Annotated in this window: 16 protein-coding genes; 7 read left to right on the forward strand and 9 right to left on the reverse strand. The window is 42.7% G+C overall.

Annotation, left to right across the window (positions count from 1 at the left end):
• Positions 1 to 140 precede the first annotated feature (140 nt).
• The 3 genes from pdhA to hisS all read left to right on the forward strand — a co-directional run bounded on the left by pdhA (position 141) and on the right by hisS (position 4295).
• Complete coding sequence (pdhA, locus tag CLV32_RS12365) at positions 141 to 1136, forward strand: pyruvate dehydrogenase (acetyl-transferring) E1 component subunit alpha (RefSeq protein ID WP_133555959.1); 996 nt, start codon at positions 141 to 143, stop codon at positions 1134 to 1136.
• A gap of 28 nt (positions 1137 to 1164) precedes the next feature.
• Positions 1165 to 2820, forward strand: coding sequence for a pyruvate dehydrogenase complex dihydrolipoamide acetyltransferase (locus CLV32_RS12370; RefSeq protein ID WP_133555961.1), 1656 nt, complete (start codon positions 1165 to 1167; stop codon positions 2818 to 2820).
• An 86-nt stretch (positions 2821 to 2906) separates the two neighbouring features.
• The gene (gene hisS, locus CLV32_RS12375) at positions 2907 to 4295 is read left to right on the forward strand and encodes a histidine--tRNA ligase (protein WP_133555963.1); all 1389 of its coding nucleotides are present in this window, start codon (positions 2907 to 2909) and stop codon (positions 4293 to 4295) included.
• Position 4296: 1 nt separating this feature from the next.
• Here hisS and CLV32_RS12380 read toward each other — a convergent pair whose 3' ends face one another.
• Positions 4297 to 5064, reverse strand: a complete 768-nt coding sequence (locus tag CLV32_RS12380; protein WP_133555965.1) for a dienelactone hydrolase family protein — start codon at positions 5062 to 5064, stop codon at positions 4297 to 4299.
• A 25-nt stretch (positions 5065 to 5089) separates the two neighbouring features.
• Complete coding sequence (locus CLV32_RS12385) at positions 5090 to 5569, reverse strand: nuclear transport factor 2 family protein (RefSeq protein ID WP_133555967.1); 480 nt, start codon at positions 5567 to 5569, stop codon at positions 5090 to 5092.
• A 101-nt stretch (positions 5570 to 5670) separates the two neighbouring features.
• On the opposite strand from CLV32_RS12385, the gene ku reads away from it, so the two are divergent.
• Positions 5671 to 6438: a non-homologous end joining protein Ku gene (ku, locus tag CLV32_RS12390; RefSeq protein WP_133555969.1), complete on the forward strand. Its 768-nt coding sequence runs from the start codon at positions 5671 to 5673 to the stop codon at positions 6436 to 6438.
• On the opposite strand, the gene CLV32_RS12395 is transcribed toward ku, so the two are convergent.
• The 5 genes from CLV32_RS12395 to hutU form a co-directional block, all read right to left on the reverse strand.
• Complete coding sequence (locus tag CLV32_RS12395) at positions 6439 to 6834, reverse strand: response regulator transcription factor (protein ID WP_133555971.1); 396 nt, start codon at positions 6832 to 6834, stop codon at positions 6439 to 6441.
• 170 nt (positions 6835 to 7004) lie between these two features.
• A complete protein-coding gene (locus CLV32_RS12400) occupies positions 7005 to 8459 on the reverse strand; it encodes an SDR family oxidoreductase (protein ID WP_133555973.1) in 1455 nt (484 codons plus the stop codon).
• Positions 8459 to 9757: an ABC1 kinase family protein gene (locus tag CLV32_RS12405; RefSeq protein WP_133555975.1), complete on the reverse strand. Its 1299-nt coding sequence runs from the start codon at positions 9755 to 9757 to the stop codon at positions 8459 to 8461. The genes CLV32_RS12400 and CLV32_RS12405 overlap by 1 nt, the downstream gene beginning before the upstream one ends.
• 5 nt (positions 9758 to 9762) lie before the next feature.
• Entirely contained in the window at positions 9763 to 10413 is a 651-nt protein-coding gene (locus CLV32_RS12410) for a TetR family transcriptional regulator C-terminal domain-containing protein (RefSeq protein ID WP_133555977.1), read from the reverse strand.
• 88 nt (positions 10414 to 10501) lie between these two features.
• Positions 10502 to 12181 carry a urocanate hydratase gene (gene hutU, locus CLV32_RS12415; protein ID WP_133555979.1) on the reverse strand — a complete coding sequence of 560 codons (1680 nt, stop codon included), beginning with the start codon at positions 12179 to 12181 and terminating at the stop codon, positions 10502 to 10504.
• 469 nt (positions 12182 to 12650) lie between these two features.
• Between hutU and CLV32_RS12420 the strand changes: the two genes are divergently transcribed.
• On the forward strand, positions 12651 to 14984 hold the full coding sequence (locus CLV32_RS12420) for a TonB-dependent receptor (protein ID WP_133555981.1): 2334 nt from the start codon (positions 12651 to 12653) through the stop codon (positions 14982 to 14984).
• Between the two features lie 51 nt (positions 14985 to 15035).
• Here the strand turns inward: CLV32_RS12420 and hutH are convergent, their stop codons facing one another.
• Positions 15036 to 16526, reverse strand: coding sequence for a histidine ammonia-lyase (gene hutH, locus CLV32_RS12425; RefSeq protein ID WP_133555984.1), 1491 nt, complete (start codon positions 16524 to 16526; stop codon positions 15036 to 15038).
• An 86-nt stretch (positions 16527 to 16612) separates the two neighbouring features.
• On the opposite strand from hutH, the gene CLV32_RS12430 reads away from it, so the two are divergent.
• The gene (locus CLV32_RS12430; RefSeq protein ID WP_133555986.1) at positions 16613 to 17602 is read left to right on the forward strand and encodes an alpha/beta fold hydrolase; all 990 of its coding nucleotides are present in this window, start codon (positions 16613 to 16615) and stop codon (positions 17600 to 17602) included.
• Here CLV32_RS12430 and CLV32_RS12435 read toward each other — a convergent pair.
• On the reverse strand, positions 17597 to 18604 hold the full coding sequence (locus CLV32_RS12435) for a Gfo/Idh/MocA family oxidoreductase (protein ID WP_317130252.1): 1008 nt from the start codon (positions 18602 to 18604) through the stop codon (positions 17597 to 17599). The two genes, CLV32_RS12430 and CLV32_RS12435, sit on opposite strands and share 6 nt — an antisense overlap.
• An 88-nt stretch (positions 18605 to 18692) precedes the next feature.
• Here CLV32_RS12435 and CLV32_RS12440 point away from each other — a divergent pair, with 88 nt between their 5' ends.
• On the forward strand, positions 18693 to 19052 hold the full coding sequence (locus CLV32_RS12440) for a hypothetical protein (protein WP_133555989.1): 360 nt from the start codon (positions 18693 to 18695) through the stop codon (positions 19050 to 19052).
• Positions 19053 to 19093 lie beyond the last annotated feature (41 nt).

The raw sequence follows: 19093 nt of genomic DNA on the forward strand, positions 1-19093 counted from the left end.
TTTGTTATCCAAATGTCATCTGATTTTTTTATCCATAATCACTTATGTGTAACCTTAGTGTGTATTTTACAGACATTTCTTCGATTTGTTGCAATAATAAAGTAGATTTGCTCTCGTAAAAAAAAATCAACACCCCAAAAATGAGTGCAGTAGAAATTAATAAAGATACCTATCTGAAGTGGTTTGAGTCGATGTTGCTGATGCGCAAGTTCGAAGAGAAAACGGGACAACTATACGGACAACAAAAAATTCGTGGATTTTGTCATTTATATATTGGTCAGGAAGCTGTTGTTGCCGGTGCAATTTCTGCCCTGCAGCCTGAAGATTCCATGATTACCGCTTACCGCGACCACGCTCATGCCTTGGCAAAAGGTGTTAGTGCAAATGCAATTATGGCTGAGATGTATGGAAAAGTAACCGGATGCTCTAAAGGCAAGGGTGGTTCTATGCATATGTTCAGTAAAGAACATAACTTTTATGGTGGCCATGGTATTGTTGGTGGACAGATTCCTTTAGGAGCTGGTATAGCCTTTGCAGAAAAATTTAAGGGTACAAAAAACCTGAACGTTTGTTATATGGGTGACGGTGCCGTTCGTCAGGGTGCTTTGAACGAGGCATTCAACATGGCTATGTTGTGGAAATTGCCGGTAATTTTTGTTTGTGAAAACAATGGTTATGCGATGGGAACTTCTGTAGAGCGTACTACAAACATGACTGACATCTACAAAATCGGTTTAGGATTTGATATGCCATGTGCACCTGTTGATGGTATGGATCCGGTTGCTGTTCATAATGCAATGGACGAAGCTGCGCAACGTGCAAGAAACGGTGAAGGACCAACCTTCTTAGAAATGCGTACTTACCGTTACAGAGGACATTCAATGTCTGATCCAGCTAAATACCGTACTAAAGACGAATTGGAAGAGTATAAAGCTAAAGATCCGATTGAACTGGTTAGAGAAGTAATTTTGAAAGAGAAATATGCTGATCAGGCCTGGATCGAAGAGATTGAGAACAAAGTGAAGCAGATTGTTGATGAGTCAGTTAAATTTGCTGAAGAATCTCCTTTCCCTGAAGCTTCGGAATTATATACCGATGTTTATGTTCAAACAGACTATCCTTACGTACAAGATTAATTCAAAATATTTCAATTGATATTATAGAATGGCTGAAGTAGTTAAAATGCCCAAGATGAGCGATACCATGACCGAAGGGGTTATGGCTAAATGGCATGTCAAAGTTGGCGATAAAATTAAAAGCGGTGATGTTATGGCTGAAGTGGAAACCGATAAGGCGACCATGGATCTGGAATCCTACTGGGATGGCATCGTATTATATATTGGTGTAGAAGAAGGTAAAGCTGTTCCTGTTGATGCTGTTATTGCCGTTGTTGGTAAAGAAGGCGAAGACTATAAAGCGGTTCTTGAAGCTGAAGGTGGTGCTGCGAAGCCTGCGGATGCTCCTGCTGCTAAAACGGAAGAAGCGCCTGCTGCTGAATCAAAAACTGAGGCTCCTGCCGGCGGTGCTGCATTATCTGATGCGGATATCGAGAAGATGGGTGTTACAGTAGTACGCATGCCACTTTTGAGTGATACCATGACTGAAGGTGTTATTGCTGAATGGCATAAAAAGGTTGGCGATAAAGTAAAAGACGATGATATTCTTGCAGATGTAGAAACCGATAAGGCGACTATGGAAGTTATGGGATATGCTGAAGGTACTTTATTACATATCGGTGTTGAGAAAGGCCAGGCGGCTAAAGTAAATGGCATTATTGCTATTGTTGGCCCGGAAGGAACAGACATCAGTGGTATATTAAGTCAGGGCGATGCTCCGGCAAAAGCTGTTTCAGATAAAAAGTCTGACGCACCTGTTGCCGAGAAAGCTGCAGAAAGTGCTCCTGAAGAAAAAGAAGCTGTTGCTGCTGACGGTGGACGTGTTAAAGCATCTCCGCTAGCTAAGAAAATTGCTAAAGAAAAAGGAATTGACCTTTCGCAGGTATCAGGTAGTGCTGATGGCGGAAGGATCATCAAAAAAGACATAGAGAACTTTAAGCCTGCTGCTGCAGCTCCTGCGGCTTCAACTTCGGCTGCTCCGGCAGAAAAAGCACCAGCTGCTTTACCGGCTTATGTTGGCGAAGAGAAGTTTACCGAGAAGCCTGTTACGCAAATGCGTAAAGTGATTGCAAAACGCCTCTCTGAAAGCTTGTTTACTGCACCGCATTTCTATTTAACCATGAGCATTGATATGGATGGCGCTATTGCTGCCCGTAACAAAATGAACGAAATTGCACCGGTTAAAATCTCTTTCAACGATCTTGTATTAAAAGCAGTTGCCATTGCTTTAAAACAACATCCAAACGTGAACTCTTCATGGTTAGGTGATAAGATCCGTTACAATGAGCACGTTAACATCGGCGTTGCTGTGGCTGTTGAAGATGGTCTTTTAGTACCTGTTGTACGTTTTGCTGATGGTAAATCACTGTCACGCATCTCTGCAGAGGTTAAAGATTTCGCACAACGTGCTAAAGCAAAAAAATTACAGCCGTCGGACTGGGAAGGATCTACTTTCACCATTTCCAACTTAGGTATGTTCGGTATCGATGAGTTTACTGCGATTATCAATCCACCTGATGCATGTATTCTTGCTGTTGGAGGTATCTCTCAAGTACCTGTTGTTAAAAACGGCGCTGTAGTTCCAGGAAATGTAATGAAAGTTACATTGAGCTGCGACCACCGTGTTGTTGATGGTGCAACGGGTTCTGCGTTCCTGCAAACTGTGAAGTCATTGCTTGAAGAGCCGGTTAGATTGTTGATCTAATAGTTTTTAAAGTATATGTTATATTAGGTTGCCTGTATCATACAGGCAACCTTTTTTATGCTTGTTAGTTTTTGTACTTTTGCCGCATGTCTACGATCAAACCGTCTTTAGCAAAAGGAACCCGGGATTTTTCCCCTTCAGAAATGGTGAAACGCAATCATATCTTTGATACTATTAAAACGGTATTCAGGAAATATGGTTACGCGGAAATTCAAACCCCTGCAATGGAAAACCTGTCGACCCTCACTGGAAAGTATGGTGACGAAGGTGACAAACTTATCTTTAAGATTCTGAATTCTGGAGATTACCTGAGCAAGGCAAATACCACGCATTTAGATGCCAAAGATTCGAATGGGCTGATTTCTTCTATCAGTGAGAAAGCTTTACGCTATGATCTAACTGTCCCCTTTGCGCGATACGTGGTTATGCATCAAAATGATATTGCGCTTCCTTTTAAAAGATTTCAAGTTCAGCCTGTATGGCGTGCAGACAGGCCGCAGAAGGGAAGATATAGAGAGTTTTATCAATGTGATGTGGATGTGGTAGGTTCGGACAGTCTACTAAATGAAGCTGAATTTGTATTGATCTACCAGGAGGCATTGAGCAATCTGGGCATGACTGACTTCACCATAAAGATCAACAATAGAAAGATTTTATCGGGCATAGCCGAAGTGATCGGTAAGCCTGAGTTAATTATTGACATGACCGTTGCGATCGACAAACTGGATAAGATCGGTTTTGATGGTGTTACAAAGGAATTAATAGAACGCGGTTTTACTGCGCAGGATATTGAATTGCTCAAACCTGTCATTTTGCTTGAAGGAAACAATGACAGTAAGCTAAGTAGCCTGAAGCAGGTACTTGCGCAATCTGAAACCGGTTTAAAAGGTATTGCTGAGATCGAAACGGTTTTTGAATACGTAAAGGCGCTGTTATCCGCAAGTAGCGTTAAACACCCTGATCTGGAGCTGGACATCACATTAGCCAGAGGATTAAATTACTATACCGGTTGTATTTTTGAGGTAAAAACAAATGAAGCTGCCATGGGAAGCATCGGTGGTGGTGGCCGTTATGATGACCTGACGGGGATGTTTGGCTTGAAGGGATTAACGGGGGTAGGAATATCTTTTGGAGCCGACCGCATTTACGACGTGATGCACGAACTGAATTTGTTTCCTGAGACTACTGCTGCAGGCACCCGGGTGCTGATCAGTAACTTTGACGATGCTGCGGCGCGATATGCACTTCCGCTGTTGCAAAAGCTACGGGAGGCGGATATTGCATCAGAACTCTATCCTTCGTCGGCAAAACTGAAGAAACAGATGGGTTATGCGGATGCTAAAGCTATTCCATATGTCGTACTAATAGGTAGCGATGAGATGGACAGCGGTTTATTAACGTTAAAAGATATGCAGAGCGGAACTCAGCAAAAGCTAAGTCCCGATGGTATTATTTCATTTTTAACAGGCGAATAAATTAGTTCGCCAGGATTTCATTGAAAAACATTTTCATGTGTTCCCATGATCTTTTGGCTGCCAGTTCATTATAAGCTGCTCCTTTGGAATTATCATTTCCGGCATCTGGATCTGTAAAAGCATGTACTGAATTGGCATAATAAATCATTTGCCAGTCAGCCTTAGCCGTTCTCATCTCTTGTTGAAATGCCGCAACTTGTGCTGGTGGAACGGAAGGGTCGTCGGCTCCATGCAGTACCAGAACCTTAGTTTTTATTGGATCCGTTACACGCGTAGCATCTTTCCCAAGTCCGCCGTGAAATGATACAACTCCTCTAACTGGAAAAACCGCTCTCGCCACCTCTATAGCACCTGTACCACCAAAGCAGTAGCCGATCACAACAACTCTTGCAGGATCTGCACCGGCTTTGATCAATTGCTGCAGAGCGAGGTCGATTCTTCTCTGGTATTCTTTGAAGTTTGTTTTGTAATATCCGGATTTTTCCCCCGCGCTTTTATTGTCGGTGGGATAATTACCTTCCCCATAAATATCTGCTACGAAAGCATAGTAACCTAGTTTTGAAAGATCTTCGGCAGCATCTTTAGCATGTTTGTCTATACCTTTCCAGGCAGGGAGAATAAGGACGCCTGCTTTTTTCATATTTCCTTTAGCCGGGGAAATAGAGAGTCCGTTGAGCTTTTGTGAGCCATCAGTGTAGGATACAGGTTTGAGTTGTGCAAACGCAGTGCTTACTACCAGGCTTAAGATAATTGTTATTGATCTTTTCATGATGTTTAATATAACAAGAATTGAATTACAAAGTTTGTGCCTTGGCGGCCATATATATATCCAGATTACGGGCGGCGGTTTTGCGGATTTTATTCTTTAGCAGTGGCGTCCAGCCCAGGAGTTTACCTGTGATGCCCAAAGCCTGGCTCGCCCATCTGTAGAAGCTAAAAGAATCTGTATGCGTCAGGATCTTTCCGTTATTGAATGTGAACTTTGCATCGATCACATTGACCACTTTATTGCCCGTTAAAGAGAATGTATAAGTTGCGATCCATCTGGCACTTCCGGAAGTTGAGTTTGCCTGTACGCCGTCGAAGGTAAGCGTCATATCCTTACCTTTCTCAATCAGCATGGCCCACATGGCCTTTACCTTGTCTGCAGTCAGGTTACTGAATACAGCGTCGTTAAAAGTCGCATCATCGGCATAACAAGCCTGCATGGCTGCTATATCTTTCCGTTGGAAGCTTGAGTAGAAATAGTTGATTAATTTTTCATTTTCATTCATATTTATACCTTATTAGCCTTGCCTATGCTAAAGATAGGAAATATAGCAATGGTATGAACAATAGTATGCGGCGAACTGTTATTCTGATATAATAATAAATCATGAGATCAATTTGGAAAGGCTCGATAGGTTTTGGACTGGTCAACATTCCGGTTAAGTTATATTCGGCCGTGCAGAACAGCGGACTGGATCTTGACATGCTTGATGGAAAAGATCATTCGCGAATCAAGTTTCAGCGGGTTAACGAACAGACACATAAAGAAGTTCCTTACAATAAAATTGTGAAAGGGTATATGCTGAACGAACAGTATGTAATCCTGGAACAGCAGGATTTTGAAGATGCAAGTCCGGAGAAGACCAAGATGATTGAGTTGGAGAACTTTGTTGATATTTCTGAAATCAATCCGATTTATTATGAGACATCTTATTATGCGGAGCCAGAAACACAAGGGAAAAAGGCATATGCATTATTGTTAAAAGCACTACAGAAGTCGAACAAAGCTGGAGTAGCCCGTTTTGTGCTGAGGAGTTCAGAAAATCTTTGTGTAATCCATCCAATGGATCACGTACTTGTTGTGACCAAAATTCGGTTTGCTGAAGAAGTCCGTTCTGCAGAAGATATTAAGACGCCGGCATTAGATACGATTAGCAAGAAGGAGTTGGACGTGGGACTGGCGCTAATTAAACAATACACATCTCCATTCAAAATAGATCAGTTCAAGGATGAGTATACTGGCGAATTATTAAAGATCATAAAGGCAAAAGCAAAAGGAAAGCGTACGCCTGTAAAGAAATTAAAGCCAAGAGAAGAATCAGGAACGGATCTTTACGAGCAGCTGATGCAGAGCTTATCCAAAAAGGGTGCTTAACTATAAATAGTTTTTTCCTGCGAGAATACCCTCGATTCTGTCGAGTAATTCATCTATGTCGAACGGTTTGGCGAGGAAACCATTTGGCTTAAATTCTCCATGCTGAATATTTTCCTGGGTATATCTTGCTGAGATCATCAGTACAGGGATATGCATGGTACTTTCGTTCTGGCGGAGCTGCTGCAGCAACATACGACCGTCTGCGTCGGGAAGCATGATATCAAGGATAAGCAGGTCAGGCTTAAAGGCATCGATGTGATTCATGAAATCGGCGCTTTTGCTTAGCCCATTAACCTTGTAAGCTTCACTTTGCAATATCAGCGTAATCACGTCTAAAATAGCATGATTGTCTTCAATGACTAAGATGTTTTTGAATGCTGTTGAACGTTTTGCCAATGGTAGTAATTCTTGATACAAATATATTAACTGATTACATATGTTTATATTTTTTTGCCATTAAATAAACAATAAATTTTATTTGAAACCTTTTTGCTTCTCAAGCGTCTTATTGTTAGTTTAAGGGTTAGGAAAAAGGTACAATTGTGGCGATTGTGCCTTTTTCTGTTTTATTTTGGTTCCGGACGCTTGTATTCAGTGATCCGTTTTGCCATTCCATTGAAAAGTACAAGATGGAAAGGTAGCATCGCATACCAATACATCCTGCCCCACAATCCCGAAGGCCTGAATGTGGCAATCTGAGATAGGTAGGATGAGCCATGAAAAGATACTATTTTAAATTCAAGCCAGGCTTCGCCAGGAATTTTCATCTCAGCATATAACAACAGGCGTTTGCTCTTTTTATCTGCCAGCAATACGCGCCAAAAGTCAAGCACATCTCCAGCCTGTAGATTTAGGCTACTTGTACGTCCGCGCCTTGCACCAACGCCACCAAATACTTTGTCTAACAGCCCACGCAAACTCCAAAGCCAGTCCAGGTAATACCAACCTGTGTTACCACCGATGCTCCAGATGTTATTAAACACTTCGTCTTCGTCTCTGTTAAATTTCATTTTTACCTTATACTCTAGGGTTCCTTTTGCAGGTACCTTAACCTGGTCCATAAAAGAAGTATCCAGATAACCCCTGTTCAGGGCATCTTTCCAGCTTGATACGATTGAATTTTGTTCGATCTTTTCAAAGGCCATGCTTAAGGCTTCTTTATAGCTAAAGCAAGCTCTTGGTACTACACTTTTAATTTTGTCATCCTGACAAACCACTTCGTTCTTCATGCTATCCACAAGGCTTCGTGCGAGCGAATAAGGCACCGAAGTAACTAGGTTAAGCCATAACGATGATAATCTTGGTGTAAGAACAGGAACGGTAATGATCCAGCGTTTTAGCCCCCTCGAGCTACCGTATTGCAGGATCATTTGTTTATAGGTTAGGATGTCCGGTCCACCGATATCGAAAGTTTTATTTAATGCGGATTCATTATAAAGCACTCCTGTGAGGTAAGCCAAAACATCTCTGATAGCAATTGGCTGGCAGCGTGTATTTACCCATTTCGGCGCCACCATTACAGGTAGTTTTTCGGCTAGATCACGTATGATTTCAAAAGATGCACTGCCGGAACCAATGATAATGGCTGCACGCAATACTGTTAACGGTATGAGTGCTTTTTTTAATGTTGTTTCTACAGCAAGTCTGGAGTTGAGGTGGTCTGAAAGGTTATCATCATTTACAATTCCTGTGAGGTAAATGATTTGTCCACATTTGGTGTTCTTTACCGCATCGGCAAAATTGTTGGCCGATTCCTGTTCCAGATCTGAAAAGCCTGCTTTGCTTGACGACATCGAGTGAACCAGATAATAGGCTGCAGTGATGTCCTGAGGTATTGCGTTCAATGTTGCCCGATTTAACAGGTCGCCGGTAATAATCGTTACCTGATCGCCAAAATCTGATTCCAACGCAAATCTGCGGGGATCTCGCACCATGCATACCACTTCGTGACCTTGCTCCAGAAGCACAGGAAGCAGCCGTGTGCCGATATAACCATTCGCGCCTGTGAGCAGCACCTTCATTATACCTGAGGTTTAAATGTTCCCGTGTGGACAGTTGCCTGCAGTTCGTGTAGAATGGTATACAGGCCGAAGTTCGTTCTGTTGACATAGATAAAATGCTTAACGCCCCTAGCTTGTTTAAATTCAGGCATTTTCGCGATTTTTTCCCCGTAATGGTATAGGCCTTCAAAAAATTCAGGCTTGCTAAAGTCGAAGATCTCACTTAAATAAGGTCTGGCGAAAAGTTCGATCATCTCTTTGTAGGCCTTGTAGTAGAATTCGACTTGGGCGGGGGTATCAGTTGGGTGGATCATTTCCAACTCACGGAATGCGGCTATCGTTTTTGCTTTGTCCTTAGTGATATCTGCAGAGATTAAAGAGAAGAACGGGATATAGAAGTCGTTCGGAAGTTCTTTGATGCATCCGAAGTCAATTACACCGAGTTTTTCATCAGGAGTGATTAAAAAGTTGCCTGGATGTGGATCTGCATGTACAGCGCGTAGTTCGTGTTGTTGGAAATTATAAAAATCCCACAGTGCCTGGCCTATCTTATTTCTTAGTTCCTGCGATGGGTTTGTTTTTAGAAACTCTTTCAGGTGCAGACCTTCAATCCAGTCCATCGTAATGATCCGTTTACTGGAAAGATTTGGATAATAGGTCGGGAATATAATGTTGTCCAGAATTTTGCAAGCTTCAGAGAACTCAATAGAGCGCCTTACTTCGAGCTCATAGTCCGTTTCCTCTAACAGTCGCTCTTCAACTTCTTTGACGTAAATATTCAATTCTTTCTCGCTCATACCTAGTAGGCGGAAAGCAAAGGGCTTTACGAGTTTTAGATCAGAGGATATGCTGTCTGCAACACCGGGGTATTGAATTTTAACTGCCAGTTTCTTTCCGTTCAGGTTTGCTTCATGAACCTGCCCGATAGAGGCTGCATTTTTTGACACCAGATTGAAGCTGTCATACATTTGCTCCGGTGTTTTTCCGAAAAGCTTGGTAAACGTCCTTACAATCAGGGGCCCAGAAAGGGGAGGGGCATTGTACTGCGATTGAGTGAACTTATCTACATAAGATTTGGGCAGGATGTTCTTATCCATACTCAACATCTGTGCAATCTTAAGTGCACTACCTTTAAGTTCACTTAAAGAATTGTAAATGTCGGTTGCATTATCTTCGTTCAGCTGACTGTTGTCCAGCTCCGGATTAAAGAGTTTTTTTGAATAGTGCTTAATATAATTACCGCCAATCTGAAAACCTGTCTTCACAAATTTTGCTGATCGCTGTGTTTTTGTCGTTGGAATACCGTTCTGTTCTTTCATCCGGGCTAGAATCGCATTTCTTTAAATCCGCCATTTCTCGAAAGGAACTTGCCGTATTCGAACAGATTGTCGATAGGTGATCGTTGGAAGAGGTCGAATGTAACCTGAATGCCTTTTTCTATGGCTTCATCAGTTTTCTCAAAACCGGCACTGTCATCATTTGCCCAGAACCTGGTGATAAACAGGAACTGTGCCCAAAGTGCGTCTTTATAGCGTTTGCTAAAAAATTTCCTGTTGGCAAGTTCTCCACTTTCCAGTCCTTCATTGATAATTTCATCAGCGAAGTTTTCAAAGATCGGTTTTACGCCTGACAGGATCTGAGGAGTGGATAACCCCATACGTTGCTCCTTCAATGTGTAGATGATAAAACTCCGGTGCTGTTTCAGCAACTCTGTAAAACTATAGAAGAAGGATAACATACGGTCTCTGGACGAATATTGCTGCCAAACCTCCTGCTGTTGTATGGTATTGATGGTTTCTACGGTAAGTTCTACCCAGATACTCTTTTCAATACTTTCAAAAGCAGCATAAAACTCATAGAAATTAGTCTCAGTAGTCTTCAGTTTTTTTACAAAGCTGTAAACAGATTTCGGTTTTTCGCCATGCGTGAGGACGTAATCGATATACCCTTTTTTGATTTGATCAGCTGTAGCCATTCTTTTTTATTTAATAACGTAAAAGTCGGCGTAAAGGTTTATAAACTACATGGAAAATAGCCTTTTAATGATCACCATTAAGTAATAATTACTTATTGTCTAATTGATCGAGTCCTAATCTATGTTTTCTAAGTGTATCGTTTGCGATGTCATAGCCGGCATCTGCATGTCGGATCACGCCCATAGCCGGGTCATTGCGTAATACCCTTTTTATTCTTACAGCTGCTTCATCGGTGCCGTCAGCAACGATCACCATACCTGCGTGTATCGAATATCCGATGCCTACTCCACCCCCGTGATGTAACGATACCCAGCTTGCGCCTCCGGCAGTGTTGACGAGTGCGTTTAATACAGGCCAGTCTGCAACCGCATCCGAACCGTCAAGCATAGCCTCAGTTTCTCTGTTGGGCGATGCTACGGATCCTGTATCCAGGTGATCCCGGCCGATTACGATAGGAGCAGTTACCCTGCCTTCGGCAACGAGTTTGTTGAAAGCAAGGCCTGCCAGCTCCCTTTCGCCCTGTCCGAGCCAGCAGATTCTTGCTGGTAGCCCCTGAAACGCGATACGTTCCCTGGCCATTTTAATCCATCGGTGCAGACTGCTGTTTTCAGGAAACAAGTCCATGATCACCTGGTCTGTAGTATATATATCTTCTGGATCACCGCTAAGTGCTGCCCAGCGAAAAGGGCCCTTTCCTTCACAAAATAGTGGGCGGATATAGGCAGGCACAAAGCCGGGGAAATCAAAGGCATTAGTGATGCCAGCTTCGAGTGCACGACCGCGAAGATTGTTTCCATAATCAAAAGTAATCGCTCCTCTTTTCTGCAGTTCCAGCATTTGAACAACGTGTTTAGCCATTGTAGCATAAGAGAGCTCTCTGTATTTTTTTGCGTCATTTATTCGAAGTTCAGCTGCTTCGGCAACGCTGAGGCCTTCTGGAAAATATCCAATCAGGGGATCATGTGCCGATGTCTGATCAGTTAAGGTGTCTGGTGTGATTCCGCGTTCAATTAAACGATTGAGTAAGGTTACGGCATTACAGACTATGCCTATGGAAAGCGCTTTATTTTCTGCGGCATATTGTACGGCCTTGTCGATTGCCTGATCGATGTCGTAGGCGATTTCATCAATATAACGAGTTTCCAATCTTTTTTTTATTCTCCACTCCTCTACTTCTGCAGCAAGGCAAACGCCTTCATTCATGGTGATGGCAAGGGGCTGTGCACCGCCCATACCACCAAGGCCAGCTGTCACATTCAGTTTCCCCTTTAAACTACCATCAAAATGTTTTCTAGCTAACGCGGCGTAGGTTTCGTAGGTGCCCTGGACAATCCCCTGTGATCCGATATAAATCCAGGAACCCGCAGTCATCTGCCCATACATCATCAGTCCTTTATCCTCTAGATCGTCAAAATGTTGCTGCGTGGCCCATTTCGGCACCAGCTGAGAATTGGAGATAAGTACTCGCGGGGCATCTTGGTGTGTGGGCATGATACCTACGGGTTTACCCGATTGAATCAATAATGTTTCATCATTCTCCAGGTTCCTCAAGGCTTTTACAATGAGTAACAGTGCTTCTTTATTTCTTGCTGCTTTACCCCTTCCCCCATAAACGATCAGTTCCTCCGGCTTTTCGGCTACATCAGGATCCAGGTTATTTAATAACATCCGTAGTGCTGCTTCCTGCACCCAACCTTTGCAGGTTAATATATTTCCTGTAGGTGTTTGTCTTTTGCTAAGGTCTAAGTTCTCGGTTTTTGAGGTCATATAAAGGCAATGTTACTTAATGATGCGGGGTGTTCGTTTAGATTTACTTACTTTTGGGTCAAGTTGAGAAAAAAGAACTTACATATCAATAAATTTTTATCATTCCTTTTGTTGGGCGTGTTTTTCATTGCGCTTACGCCATGGGCATCATTTCACCACCATGAGGAAGTAGAATACACCTGTAAAAACGAACCGGTATGCGGGCATAAGCTCCACATAAGCAGTCACGCGGAACAGTGTTTGGTATGTGCAGCTCATTTTGAAAAGAATTTTACCCATACAACTCAGTTGACGCATTTTTGCCTTACAAAAGTTGTTTTTCTAAAAAGCCACGTAGTAACGATAGATGCGTATACTGCGTTGATCAGCACCTCTTTGCGAGGCCCCCCAGCTGTCTAGCTTTTCGGTATTAATTTTTCTTTAATGGCTTAGGCCATGTCGTATTACTCATACTTATCATATTATTACTATGAAAACATTACACCTTTATTTGGTTGTACTCGTTATTTCTATATTTTCTTTCGGTGCAAAGGCTGCCGAAACAGGAGTTTATAATGGCACCGTAATTGATGCCCAAAGCAAAGCCGGTTTACCGGGTGCTACAGTGACCATCCCAGATCTGCGTATATCTGCAGTAACGAATGCTTCGGGTGCATTCACTTTTAACAATGTCCCAGCCCGCGGTCGGTTCCTTGTATTGATCAGTTACGTAGGATACCGATCGGCAAGTCAATATATTGATTTTGCCAATCCTGTGAACAATAATTTCACGTTGCAGGCCAGTGTAATTGAAGCACACGAAGTTGTGATTACCGGTTCTGCATCTAGCTCAGACAACCGCAGCAACAGCACAACGATCTCTACGGTAAGCAAGTCTGATTTGTTATATCGTCCGTCAACAAACCTTATCGACGCGATATCACGTGTACCTGGTGTGGCACAGATCACCACCGGTGCTGGCATTTCAAAGCCTGTTATCCGGGGATTGGGTTACAATCGTGTTGTGACGGTCAATAATGGTGTAAAACAGCAAGGGCAACAGTGGGGAGATGAGCACGGCATCGAGATTGATCAGTACAGTGCGGATCGTGTTGAGGTGTTAAAAGGGCCTGCCAGCTTAATGTATGGATCAGATGCACTTGGTGGGGTAATTAATATTTTAGATGCCCTTCCCGCACCCCAGGGGACCATACGCGGAGAGTTTTTAACAAACTATTCTACAAACAATGGCTTAACAGGAAACTCGTTGATGCTTCAGGGTAATGATCAGGGCTTTGTCTATAAAGTTCGTGGATCGTATAAAAGTGCTTATTCTTATCGTACGCCGACTGAATATGTACCAAATTCTGGCTTCAACGAGACTAATTTTGAAGGACAGATTGGCTTAAATAAAAAATGGGGTTATGCACATTTGGACGCATCCAGCTTCCGTACAAATCTTGGTTTTTACGAGCCTGTCAGAAACGATGCAGGTCAGCTCGCAGACGATGATGGTAATCCATTTACTGATGCTCAGAACAAAGACAGATCACTTGCTTTTCCTAAGCAGGATGTGCGCCATTATAAAATTGCCCTGAATAGTAATATTCTTTTGGGAGATGGAAGCTTGAAAGCTATCCTTGGTTATCAGCATAATCTCCGTCGCGAACTGGAAACTGCGGGAGAGGATCCCGCCTTATTTTTGAACAGCTATAGTTACAGCTATGATCTTAAATATTCTTTTAAAGAATCAAACGGTTGGTCTCCGGTAATCGGATTATCTGGCGAGTTTATGCATAGTCTGAATACGACTGGCGAAGAGCAGTTAATCCCTGATTATGACAGCCAGGCTTTTGGCGGTTTTGTTTTTGTCAAAAAAGCCTGGGAGAAAAACACCTTTAACATAGGTGCCCGTTTTGATTATAGAAAGATGACTGGAAAAGCCTTCAGTGGGGCTTCTGAATTTAATGCGTTCGACAATAAATTTTCGCACGTTACCGGTGCATTGGGTTATACGCATGAGTTTAACGATGCCTTTAGCTTTAAAGCAAATGCCGGAAGTGCCTTCCGTGCACCAAATATTGCTGAGCTTGCCTCAAATGGTGTGCACGAAGGTGTATTTAGGTATGAAATAGGTAACGCTAATTTAAAACCAGAACAGAGTTATCAGTTTGATGCCTCTTTTGACTATCAGAATCAATATTTAAGTGCCAGTCTCGGTGGATTTGCTAATTACATCAACAAATACATCTATTACGACACTGATGGAAGTACGAAGGATGTTGAAGCTGAGGACGGCAGCACAAAGGAATATCCAGTTTACAATTTTGTACAGGACAATGCATTTCTTCGAGGTCTTGAAGCATCTTTAACTTTACATCCGGTAAGTTATATCCACTTTGAAAATAGTTTCTCGTATACCAGAGCCACTAACCGCACAACGGAGCAATCTCTTCCATTTATTCCCGCTGCGGCTTTGCGGAACGAATTGCGTTTTGAACCGAAGATCGGCGGAACATCTAAATCGTATGTGTCTGTCGGAATCGATAATTTCTTCAAACAGGATAAGATAGACAGCTTTGAGTCTGCAACCAGCGGCTATACCTTATTAAATGCATCTGTTGGGACGACCTTGAAATTGGGCAAAAACCAGGATCTGATTGTATATGTTGCTGGCAAAAACCTATTGAATAAAGCATATTATGATCACTTAAGCAGGTTCAAGCCTGGACGATTAAGTGATGAAGATCCGACGTTAGGGATCTATAATGCAGGAAGAAATGTGACCTTTGGCATCACGCTTCCTTTTACTTTAAAACGTTAATTATAGAACATAAAAATGCCGCAGACGATGAGTTTGCGGCATTTTTTGTTTCTAGGCTTTTTTGAAGTTATTTAGAAAGCGAATTGAGGTGTGGATATCGTCAGATAACAATCTGTCTTCTTCGTGTGCTGCCACATCCTTGCGGTAGGCGAGTAGCAATTCTTCCAGCTCTGCAGAGGTTTTTAGGGGTCTTCTAAATTCGATAGCCTGAGCAGCGGTAAGTAACTCTATAGCAAGAATTCTTTCCAGATTGTTCAAAATTCGGAAACACTTAGTGGCTCCGTTAGCACCCATGCTTACATGGTCTTCCTGTCCGTTGCTCGAAACAATAGAGTCTACTGACGAAGGGGTTGCCAATTGTTTATTTTCACTGGCAATTGATGCGGCGGTATATTGGGGGATCATCAAGCCTGAATTTAATCCGGCATTCTTAACTAGAAAATTTGGCAATCCACGTTGTCCGGAGATCAGCTGGAAGGTTCTTCTTTCAGATATTGATCCCAGTTCAGCCAGGGCAATACTTAAGAAATCAAGCGCCAGCGCCAGCGGTTGTCCGTGGAAGTTTCCAGCGGAAATGATCTCATCTTCCTCGGGAAAAATATTAGGATTGTCTGTGACGGAATTAATCTCTACTTCAAACACCTTTGTTGCGTAGTCAAGCGCATCTTTGCTGGCGCCATGTACCTGTGGCATGCATCTGAATGAATAAGGATCCTGTGTTTGCTTATTGTCCATTCCCGCCATTTCACTTGTAATCAATAAGCTGTATATCCTGTCTGCAGTGGCCAACTGTCCTATATGCGGTCTGATCTGGTGACTAAGCGCTTTAAAAGGATCTATCCTGCAGTTAAACGCATCAGCAGATAAAGCACCTATTGTATCGCTAAACGCCGAAAGGCGGTGTGCATTGATCAAGATATACATGCCATAAGCGGCCATAAACTGGGTTCCGTTAATTAGTGCCAGTCCCTCCTTGGGCTGAAGGTGCAAAGGTTCCAGATTCATGACATTCAGCCAATCCTTTGCATGAATGAGTTCGTTGTTATAGCTTAAGTATCCTTCACCGATTAGTGGAAGGGCGAGATGTGCCAGCGGCGCCAGATCACCTGAGGCACCTAAGGAGCCCTGGGTGTAAATCGTTGGAAGTGCATCGCTATTGTACATGAGCACCAGTCGGTTCAAAGTTTCCAGTCGGATTCCCGAATTACCGTAACTCAGGGATTGGATTTTGAGGAACAGCATAATCTTTACAATATCTGTTGGTACATGTGCTCCGGTTCCGCAGGCATGTGATAATAACAAGTTATGCTGTAGCTGAGAGAGCTCGTTAGCAGCAATTTTGATATGCTGAAGATAGCCAAAACCGGTGTTGATTCCGTAAATGGGTTGGGTTTCTCTTTTTAATTTTTCATCCAGATAAGCCCGGCAATTGTTTACCCGCTCAATAACAACGCCTGAAAGTTCCAGCTTGAGGTTGTCATTGATGATGTTTGAAATGATATTTAGGGAAAGCGTTTCCCCGCCAATCTGATACATACCCATTGTTTATATTTTCGGTCAAATGTATAAAAAATGTGCTAGGCGCGAACTTTATCAGCTCACTTTTGTTGGTTTTAGAAACTAATGATATGCGTAAAAAATACACTATTGCTTTGTTATCTCTGCTCGTTTACGCAGGGCATGCGCTTGGACAAAAGGCTGATACATTGTCTATAACCCTTGAAAATGTAAAGTATCCATATGCAGTTAAGTTTTTTCCTATAAAAACAGAAGGACAGGATATTCGCATGGCGTACATGGATATTGCTGCAACGAAGTCGCCGAATGGCGGAACGGTAGTGCTATTCCACGGTAAAAATTTTGGTGGTTACTATTGGACAAATGTTATTAAGGCACTTACGGATCGTGGATACAGGGTGGTAGTTCCAGATCAGATTGGATTTGGCAAATCATCAAAACCGTTTATTCATTATAGTTTTCATCAGATGGCTGCCTGGAACAGGGCATTGCTGGATAGCCTCGGGATCAGGCAAAGTGTGGTACTTGGTCATTCTATGGGTGGCATGCTGGCAACACGTTATGCATTGTTATATCCTGAAAACACAGTAAAGTTACTATTGGAAGATCCGATAGGCTTGGAGGACTACCGTACATTTGTTCCTTACACGAATACAGAGAAGCAATACCAAACGGAACTTAAAGCAACCGCTGAAAGCGTTCGTAAGTATTACCAGAGTTCCTATTTTGTACAATGGAAGCCTGATTACGAGGAGCTGGTTCGGATAGCTGCTGGAGTAGGTTACAGTGCAGACTTTCCGCGCACCGCCAGGGTTGCGGCTATGACTTTCACCATGATTTATGAACAGCCGGTTGTTTACGAGTTTGCAAATATCAAAGTGCCTACAGTTTTGTTTATTGGGCTGGAGGATAAAACAATTGTGGGCAAAGGTTTACTAACACCAGAGCAGCAGTCGGCACATGGACAATACAAGGTGTTAGGTAAACAGACTGCGTCTAAAATTCCCGGTGCGAAACTAATTGAGTTTGCAAACTGCGGACATATTCCGCACCTGGAGGTTCCAGAAGAATTTACTATTGCGCTATTGGGCAGTTTATAAACCTGTAATAATACGGAGTTGGGTAAGCACCTGGTCTGTACTTACAGGATATTCGGCATTATGGATGAGGGTGTTGTATACTGCATCAAATAGCTGAAGGTAATTTCCCGGATTCGCTATGATCTTTTCACTTTTCATCGTCCCATCTTCCTGAACTACGGTCAATAGGCCGGCATTTTCTGGCGCCTCTACGCCATAGCTGTCCATGCCAGGACGAATTCCTTTTAATAGCTGCTCTTCCTGTACATCGGCTCTGGCCTTGCTGAACGTTCCTGTCTCGCCATGGATTACAAATGCAGGTTGCGTGCCAGCAACGAGCATATTAGAGATTACATAAATCTGGAGCCCGTTTTCGTACTGCAGATGGATCTGGAAGTAATCGTCCACCTGGGTTTTTTTGCGGTTTTTTGCTAGAACTTTAGTGTAGCTGGATGGCTCTCCAAAGACACTGATCACCTGATCCAACAAATGGGGAGCTAAGTCGAACAACAACCCGCTCGCTGGCACCGGCTCTTCCTTGAAACTTTTTGGTCCTATTACCGCCCTGTAGCGATCATATCTAATGGTTACTTCATTTAACTTCCCCAGTTTATTGCTGGCAAGAACTTCCTTAACGGAAATAAAATCACTGTCCCATCTTCTGTTTTGATAAAAAAGAATGGTTTTGTTTTGCTTTTCGGCAAGGGCAAATAATTCTTCTGCTTCTTCCACCGTTGCCGTAAATGGTTTCTCTACAAGGATATCTTTTCCTTTTAACAATGCTTTTTTTGCATAGTCATAATGTGTGTAGTTTGGGGTATTTATAACGACAAGACTGATGTTTTCGTCATCCAGCAATGCTTCTGGACTATCATAGCTGATCACTCCGGGATAATCTGTGCTTGCCTGTTTGGTATGACGTTCTGCTACGGCCACAAGGTTAAAGCCTTGGTGTGCAGATACAAAAGGAGCATGAAATACTTTTCCTGACATGCCGTAGGCCAAAAGGCCGGTGTTGATCATTTTGTCCATTTGATAAAACTACAAAAATGGATTTTCTAAGCCTAAACTATATTGCCATAAAAGAACCATATTACCTTATATTTGCGCTATGAAACCTTCAGAGATTAATGCGAAGTGGAAGCTCCTGCAACAAAGAATTGCAAAGGAGTTCGATTCCGATATCCCTGATTTAAAGGTGATGCTTTTTTTAATTGGTGTGCAGGAACTTGGAAAAGGGCCTGGCAAATATAGTAAGCGCCAGAAAGAAGAGCTGATGCACATCGCAACATGTAGATTAATGAGCGAGATGGGTTTTTACGAGCTGGAAGGCCTGGATCAGGATGGATGGCCACATTGGAAACTTGTCAAACCTGTACCTTCTTTCGCGATGATGGAGCAGGAGATGTTATTGAAATCACTTGCTATACATTACTTTCAGGACATCTACGGCGAAGAGCTGGATACCTAGATCAGGATACAAAAAAAGGGCTGCTACTTGTAAAAGTAACA

The sequence above is a fragment of the Pedobacter duraquae genome (genome assembly GCF_004362245.1).
Lineage (GTDB): Bacteria > Bacteroidota > Bacteroidia > Sphingobacteriales > Sphingobacteriaceae > Pedobacter > Pedobacter duraquae.